We start from the raw sequence: 9,351 nt of genomic DNA on the forward strand, positions 1-9,351 counted from the left end.
TTCAGCTCATTCAATCTTGATTTTTTGCAAACCTGTTTTCTTTGAGTATAAATAAATTTTATCAGAAACCGATGCTAAATAATAAGCTTTCTGCGAATATTCTTCGCCGTAGCTTATTATGAATTTCCCGGATTTTTTAAAATCAATTAATGCATTCCTTATTTCTTCAATTGTAGCAATACCAGAAGGGATATCTCCCAGTTCCAGATAAATTCCTTTAATGTTTTCATCGGTTTTTGCTTTATTAATACTTTGTAATATATCATTCAACCCGGGAGTTGAAATATTACTTAAGGATGTAAAATCAAAATTTGAAAAAGGGTTGTTTGATGAACGATCAGAAATTGCTTCGTCCAATTTTAAATGTAGTAATGTATTTTTAGGAACAATAACAACTTCTTTTTTGGAAAACGAAGCAATGGATGCGAATATTCCCATCAGAATAAAGAAGATGATTATGGTAACTATTATATAGCCCACCATTGAAGCAAACATCATTTTGAAGAACTGTTTCATATTTTTATAATTTTAGGATTATAACTTTTGTTTAGCAATGATAATAATTTTTTCGTTATCGTGAAATTCTTTTCAATATACATTCTGATTTTAATAATAAAAGTGCGGAAGGATTCAATTTTTTCTTCCGCACTAATAACACCAATCTGATTATTCTAACATAAATCACATATATGACGGATAGTAAATCAGAAATGTTACATCTGTATGAAAATAAAAAAGAGGCTGTCTTAAAAGCAACAAGACAGCCTCTTTGAGAAAATAAATATCGTTTTATTTTACTTTTATAACTTTAATTTCAGTTCTTCTATTCATTTGATGTTGTTCTTCAGTACATGGGAAATTATTATAACATTTATTAATTAGTTTGGTTTCACCATATCCTTTTGCTGTAAGTCTCTTTTTATCAATTCCTTTTGAAACAATATATTTTACTGCCGATTCGGCTCTTTTTTGAGATAATATTGCATTGAAATAATCACTACCGCGTGAATCGGTATGAGAACTTAATTCAATACTGATATTAGGGTTATCTTTTAAAATTTGAACAATGTTATCAAGTTCTTTTGCTGCATCAGGCCTTATATCCGATTTATTATAATCGTAATAAATATTATTTACAATTATAGATTGGTCAATAACAATTTTATTCAATAGGATTTCAATATTTGCTGTATCATTTATTGCAACAGTGTAATTTGTTTTGTCTTCTGCTAAGACGCCATCTTTCATTGTATATGTAATAGTTTCTATATTTACACTATCGTTTCGAGTACCTTCTTTAATAGTAACGGTTTTAGTTTGCGTATAATAACCATCCTTAACTGCTGTAAACATATATGTTTTATTTATATCCAATTTCGATGTAAACTCTCCTTTTGAATCAGATTTTAATGAGTCAATAAATTCGTCTTCAATATTTTCGATTATAACTTGAATATTACTAATTGGATTTGTAATTGAACCGAATAGTTCTTTTGTTTTACCTTTTAATATAAGTCCTTCCGCTTTTTTGGTAATTAAATCAACATAAATGGTATCTCCATCAGTATTTTTAACTTTAATGGTTTTCGATTGTGTATTATACCCATTTTTCATTATGGAAACTACAAAAGGGGTAGTAAAATCAACACTTTCAGTAAATATTCCATTTTTATCAGATTTAAGAACTTTTTTATACTTACTTTCATCATTTTTAATTTTTACTTTTAGGTTGGTAAGTTCAACTAAGGAATTATCTTTTTGCAATTCAAATGTTCTTATAACAAGTATACGTTGTCTGTTAGGAATTAACGAATAAGAGTAAATATCATCTTCTCCAACTCCTCCATCTCTGTTTGATGAAAAGAAACCGGATTCATTTTGCTTAGTAATTAAAATTGAAAAATCATCTTTAGATGAATTTATGGGATATCCCATGTTTCTAGGACTCGACCATTTATTTTTACTGCCCTTAGTATAATAAATATCAAGTCCACCCATGCCTTTAATATTATCACTGGCAAAATATAATATCCCGTTATTATCAACATAAGGAAAAACTTCTTTACTATCCGTATTTATAGTGCTTCCTGCATTAACCGGGGTGCTCCATTTCCCATTCACCCATTCACAATAATAAATATCAGTACTTCCATATCCACCCGGCATATCTGACGAGAAGTATAAAGTTTTTCCGTCGGGAGATAGCGCCGGATGTCCTACAGAATATTCTGTATTGTTATACTCGAATGGCTTTATGTTTATCCATTTACCATTATCGTATTTAGCAGAATATATTTCCAAACGATTTTCATAACCGCTTAAGTCAAAATTATTATTCCAGTATGTAGGGTCATTATTGATTGGTGATTGTTTAACTTTAATGATTTTTGTCCGTGTGAAATATAAAGTTTTAGAAATACTATCATATGAAGCCTGACCATTATGAAAATCAGAGTTTAGAGAATCAATTAAAATAGGTTTTGCCGAAAGGGTTCCAATAATATTTCCACTAATAGAATAAATTTTCATAAAAGGATTTCCTGTCCATTCACAAATTTTATCGGTTCCTGAAGTACTCTGCCTGTCGGATGAAAAATAATATTCTTTACCGATTTTAATCAAACCAAATTCAGAATTAATAGAATTTAAAGATCCAATATTTTTAGCTTCAAAGAAAACAGAGTCGCCATCCATTCTTTCTATAGATTTCTGACAAGAGTTGACCCATTTTGTGATATTATTTTTTTCCGAAGGTTCAAGGTCAGAATATTTTAAAAATTCAGTTTTTGCTTCTTTGTATTTGCCATTTGATTTTAAAATTTTTGCATAAGTAAAAATATCGGCGTTAGTATAATTATTAGAAGTAATTAATTTTAACATCCATTCTTCTGCTGTTTTTGTATTTCCGGTCATCATGTAGCAATTAACCAAATCCCTTATTGCATAAGGTTTTGCAGCTGGAGTTTTCAGGTATTCATTATAAAGTTCAATTGCTTTTGAATATTCATAATTTGCTGCTGCTTTTTGCGCTTTCTGCAAACCCGATTGTGCAAAAACAGAAGTGCAGAAAACAGAAAGCAAAATGGATACTACAATATACCTGCTCATATTATAAAGTGTTTTCATATTTATCAGTGTATAATTTTATTAGAAATACCTAATGTTATTCATCTTCTTGATTGGAGTCTTTCCTGGAATAAAATATCCAAGAGAAAGTTCATGACTCATATAGTTTTTTAATACCGATGTTGTTATTGTATAAGCATATCCAATACGGAATTTATCATTTACATTATATTCTGTCATAATAACAAGAGCATCTCTTTTTTTGAGTGAATTAGTTAATGATTCATTTACCAGAAACATTGAACCGAATCGATATGTACATCCCAGCCAAAATTTTTGATTATATAGGAAGAATGCATTTAAGTCAATATTTGATGGCGATTTGTATGCATGTTTAAAAAGAAAACTGGGTTTAAATTTTAATTTAGGAAGAACATCAAAAACGTATCCGGAAGTTAAGTAATAATGCCGAACCTGATCAACATAATATGGTTGGTTTTTAAAAACATTAGCCAATAAATCTGCAACAGAAAAACCTGCATAAAAACGATCGCTATAAAAGAATAATCCTGTTTTAGCATCTAATAATATTTTATTTTCTAATGTTTTTGGAACTGCAGGGTCGTCCTGGGTTGTAGTGGTTAACTTAGTTCCATCAATAGAAAAATTTGAAGCTCCAACTGCAAGACCTAAAGCAAGTTTATATTTTGCATTTACTTGTAATTTATAAGAGTAACTACCAAAAATACTTTGCTGAGATTGTGCTCCTATTTTATCGTTCACAACATGTATTCCAAGACCTACTTTATTTGTAAAAGGCCCCTCGATACCAATTGATTGTGTTGTGGGAGAACCATCAAGTCCTGCCCATTGTTTTGATATGATAGCATTTGCATTGATTATTTCTTTTGTCCCGGCATATGCAGGATTGATAACCAATTCATTAAAAATGTATTGATTGTATTGCGAATTTTGCTGTGCATAGCTAGATGCTGCTATCAGAAATAGGATTGAAATATAGCGAATTCGTTTCATATATATTATTTTTTATTTTTCAGATTAACGCATTATAGTAATATATCCTTTGTAGGTATTTTCTTCTTTACACATTGTTACTTTTAAGTAGTAGAAATAAGTTCCTTCACTTAAATTGTCGCCATCCCAGGTATTTTGATATCCTTTTACAGAATATACTTCATTACCCCAGCGGTTAACAATAATTAACTCATTATCGGGGTAAAGTTCAATATTTTTGATTTCCCACTTATCATTTATTCCGTCACCATTTGGAGAGAATGTGTTAACAATACCTATTGGTTCAATAATATCGCTTGATAGAACTATAGCACTTGTTGATTTTAAGCATCCATTTATAGCTGTAACTGTAACAGTATATGTACCGGGACACAAATTACTTATTGATGAAGTGGTCATTTGGTTACTCCATAAATAAGAATTAATAGGTACAGTACCTGTATCAGCCATAGTAACACTTCCGTCGCAGGAAGCACAATTACTTGTGTTTGTTGCAGACAAAGAATAATCAGGCAATGGATTAACTGTAATGGTTTCACAGATTGAAGCAGTACAGCCATTGGTTGCCGTAACGGTTACACAGTAACTGGTTGTAATATCAGGAATAACAGTAATAGCAGAATCCGTTTCAACTGGTGTAGTGTTCCATTCATATGTATCTCCACCAGATGCTATTAGTGTTACAGCTGCGCCTTCACAAATAATATTATCAGAAGCTACAATGCCAGGAATTGCTGTATTAACAACAACCATTACAGAAGCAGAATTTGTACAACCATTTGATAATTCAGTTACTGTTACCGAATAAGGAGTACTGGTTATAGGACTTACAGTAATGCAAGCCGTTGCATCTCCTGTATTCCAGATATACACATCACCACCTGAAGCGCATAAGTTCATGGTGTCTCCTAAACATATTATTGGTGTTGAAGGATTAAAGCTAATAGTTACAACATCGATGATAACTACAGCAAAACCTGTCATAGTAACAGAGCAAGATGTTGCAGTATCTGTTGCAATAATAGTGTATGTCCCAGCTGTTGTTTGATTTCCAAATGAAATAGATGAACCTGTTCCCATAATTGGTACACCAATAGGACCTCCATTATTTAACTGATAACTTACTCCTATCTGAGAACCACTTAATCCTACAGGAACACCATTACCACCCGAACAATAATGGCCTCCACCAGTAACTGTAAATAAATTAGGTAAAGGATGAACAGTAATATTATAAACTGTTGCTGCACTTGCATTACAACCATTTGCATCAGTATAATTAACACTTACTGTTTGATTACCTGCTGTATTCCAGGTTATAGTAATTGTGTTACTAGTATTTGTTCCACCTCCTGTTACAATAGCTCCAGTAGAAACGGTCCAATCATAATTGGTCATACCTGTTTGAGTTGTATAAGTATTGCCTGTTGAGCCAATACAAACAGAATTGGGACCTGTTATAGTAGGAACAGGTAAAGGATTTACCGTTACATTATAAACTGTTGCAGATGTAGCTGTACATCCAAAACTATTTGAGTAATTTACTGATACTGTTTGAGCGCCTGCTGTATTCCATGTAACAGATACTGATGTATCAGTAACAGTGCCTCCAGCAGTAACAGTGCCTCCAGCAGAAACATGCCATTCATAATCTGTCATTCCGCTTTCTGTAATATATATTCCGGAATCACCAAGACAAATAGAATTCGGACCAGTAATGGTAGGTACAGGTAAAGGATTCACATCAACAGTGTAAATAGTTGCAGTTGCTGCATCACAGCCAAAAATATTTTCATAATTAACACTTACAGTTTGTGCTCCAGCAGTATTCCATGTAACTGTAATGGAATTGGTACCAGTCCCGGCAGTAATAGTGCCACCAGCAGAAACAGTCCAAATGTAATTATCCATTCCGGCTTCAGTAATATAGATATTTCCAGTAGTACCGGCACAAATTGAATCAGGTCCGGTAATAGTAGGCACAGGTAAAGGATTAACGGTAACATTAAGCACTGTAGCAATACTTGCAGTACAGCCATTAATATCGGTATAATTAACACTTACAGATTCTGCACCAACAGTATTCCATACAATAGTAATTGTACTATTTGATGAAGAACCAATAATAGAACCACCTACAACATTCCATACATAGTTTGACATTCCATTTTCAGTAGAATATATTCCTGTATCGCCTTGACAAATTGTAATAGGTCCAGTAATAGTAGGTACAGGTAAAGGATGAACAGTAACATTATAAACAGTAGCTCCAGTAGCAGGACAACCAAAACTACTGGTATAGCTTACGCTTACAGTTTGAGCACCGGCAGTATTCCATGTAACCGTAATTGAATTAGTACCCGAACCGGCGGTAATAGCGCCACCAGCTGATACAGCCCAATTGTAATTTTGCATACCTGCTTCAGTAGTATATACATTCCCAGTTGAACCTATACATGTTGAGTTTGGACCGGAAATAGTAGGTACGGGAATTGGATTAACAGTAACATTATAAACAGTTGCATTTGTAGCTGTACAACCAAAACTATTTTCATAATTAACAGTTACAGTTTGAGCACCTGCAGTATTCCATGTAACCGTAATTGAATTAGTACCAGCACCAGCAGTGATTGCTCCACCAGCTGAAACGGTCCAAACATAATTTGTCATTCCGGCTTCAGTAGTATATACATTTCCTGCTGTACCTGCACAAATTGAATTAGGTCCTGAAATAGTTGGATTTGGAACAGGATTCGTTGTTATAGTAACACTTCCCAACATGTTGTTAGTACATCCTGTAATAAGATTGGTTGCAACTACAGTATATGTTCCAGCATCAGAGTAATACCCAAAATTGATTGCAGAGCCAGTACCAATTACATTACCCACAGATGGCGGTGTAGCATTTAAAATTAAATCATAAGAAATTCCTGATTGAGAGTTATCTAAACCAATTAGTAAACTATCATTTGCACATATTGTACCACCACCCGTAACATTAAATTGTAAAGGTATTGGGTTAATAATAATGATAATAGTATTTGAGAAACCAATACATCCTGAAGGATCGGTAGCTTTAACCCATACAGAATCACCAGCATTTAAAGTACAGGAATTATAAATATTAGAAACACCATTTTGAACAGAAGTTCCATTAACATAAAAATCATAGGTAGAGAAAGAAGGAGAAGCAGTTAAAGTAACACAATCATTTGAACATATAGTATCATTTGGACTTGCAGAAAGTGTAAGAACAGTAGTATTATTGTTTAATGTTTCACTGGCTTTTGCAGTACAACCGTTTGCATCAGTAACAGTAACGGTATATATATCAGCGCAAAGACCTGTTATTATTTGTGTAGTTAGAGTATTGCTCCATTCATAATTATAAGCAGGTACACCACCTGATACATTGGCTGTCATTGTACCGTCACATAAACCACATGTTGGTATTGATGAAGTTATACCAACTGATAGGGTTGGGCTTATAGTAAGTGTTACATCATCTGTTGCTGTACATCCTAATGCGTCTGTAATAGTAACAGTATATGTGGTAGTTGCTGTAAAACAAGCTTCCGGATTGGCAATATCTGTAAAATTTAATCCTGTTGCAGGACTCCAGCTGTATGAATAAGGAGATGTTCCTCCACTTGCAGTTAGTATTCCTCCAATAGTTTTACAGCTGCTGCTACATACAATTGTGTCATTTCCTGCATCGGCAATCAATTGCGGGTTGACAGTAAGATATACTGAATCAATAGCGGTACAGCCCAATGCATCCGTAACGGTTAAAAAATATTCAGTACTTAAAGTCGGACAAACCTCAGGGTTTGCTTCTGATGATGAAAAACCAGATGGTACACTTTCCCAATTATATATATATGGTCCTGTTCCTCCTGAACCTGTTGGGGAACCTCCAATATTAATACAGTCATTATAGCATAAAGTAGCAGGTAAGCCTGCTTCAGCAAATACTTGTGAACCAACAGTTACTGTTGCTGTTGCAGAAGATGTACAACTATTTCCATCGGTAACAGTAACTGTATATACAGTGGTTACTGTAGGGCAAGGGGTAATTGTGGCAGTAGTCTCATTAGTACTCCATACATATGTGAGTGGAGGTGTACTTGAACTAATTACAGTTAATGTAGCACAACCGCCATAACATAAAGTAGTGTCTTTTTGTATTGAAGGGGGTGTAGGAACGTTAACTGTAACACAAGCAGGTGCAGTACATGTATTCTTATCAGTAATTGTTACACAGTAGTTGGTAGTTGTAGTTGGCCAAGCTGTTGGATTTGCGATTGTAGTATTACTTATATTAGTAGCAGGACTCCATGAATATGAAAAAGGAGCATCTCCACCGGTTTGAGTAGCTGCAAGCTGGGTAGTAGCGCCTATACAAATTGATGGCGGGGTGGCTGTAGCCGTAGCTGTCATTGAAATAACTCTAACAGTAACTTTTTTTGTTTTAATACATCCTGTTGAAGTATCATATGCTAAAGCCCAATAATCAGTATTAACTGTAGGGCAAACATTAATAGTAAGAGGAGCTGAAGCTGGACCAGAAGCTAATTCGGGACCTGAAACGTAACCTTCATACCAAATCAATCCATCTGAATCTCCTGAAGAACAAGTGATGTTAACACAATTTCCAAGACATACTTTTTGGTCAAGAGAAACAGTTATATGTGGAATTGGGTTGACAACAACAAGAATCGTATCAGTTGTAGAATTTGAAGCATTATCAGTTACTTGACAAACCACAACATATGAACCAATAGCATTTGCTGTAAATGTTGTCATCTGTGTGTTATTTGGAGATAATTGTCCTACATCTCCACTCCATAGAAAAGTGTAGGGTGATGTTCCACCTGTAACTACTACATTAAAAGTCATATAATCATCTATTCCGCAGAGAGAAACAGTATCTAATGGAGTCCCATTTACTTCAATGTTGGCTGTTAATGATGATTGAGCATATATAAATGCAGAACAGCAACATAATAAAAAAGTGGATAATAATTTCTTCATATATTTTTGAAAATTTATTAAATGGTTAACATTCAAGATTATAGTACAAAATCAATATGTGTTATACGTTACTTTTTGAAAAGTGTTTAAAAAATTTGAGAAAATTTGAAAAAAGATTTTTTATCTTATGCATAATTAACTTCGTAAAATTAATAAAAAAAAACATTGATGTCCGAGAAAAAATAGGCAAGCATACCCAAAGTTATTGATATACTT

General features: G+C 33.4%; 4 protein-coding genes. All 4 read right to left on the reverse strand.

Features of this window, described 5'->3' with window-relative positions; genetic code table 11:
* Positions 1 to 6: 6 nt before the first annotated feature.
* Positions 7 to 516, reverse strand: a complete 510-nt coding sequence (locus PKK00_14700; protein HNW99653.1) for a hypothetical protein — start codon at positions 514 to 516, stop codon at positions 7 to 9.
* 273 nt (positions 517 to 789) lie between these two features.
* Positions 790 to 3,126 (reverse strand): OmpA family protein, encoded by a 2,337-nt coding sequence (locus PKK00_14705; GenBank protein ID HNW99654.1) that lies wholly within the window; start codon positions 3,124 to 3,126, stop codon positions 790 to 792.
* Positions 3,127 to 3,147: 21 nt separating this feature from the next.
* The gene (locus PKK00_14710; GenBank protein ID HNW99655.1) at positions 3,148 to 4,101 is read right to left on the reverse strand and encodes a type IX secretion system membrane protein PorP/SprF; all 954 of its coding nucleotides are present in this window, start codon (positions 4,099 to 4,101) and stop codon (positions 3,148 to 3,150) included.
* Between the two features lie 24 nt (positions 4,102 to 4,125).
* Positions 4,126 to 9,135, reverse strand: a complete 5,010-nt coding sequence (locus PKK00_14715) for a gliding motility-associated C-terminal domain-containing protein (protein ID HNW99656.1) — start codon at positions 9,133 to 9,135, stop codon at positions 4,126 to 4,128.
* Positions 9,136 to 9,351 lie beyond the last annotated feature (216 nt).

Source organism: Bacteroidales bacterium, assembly GCA_035353855.1.
GTDB lineage: Bacteria > Bacteroidota > Bacteroidia > Bacteroidales > CG2-30-32-10 > DAOQAK01.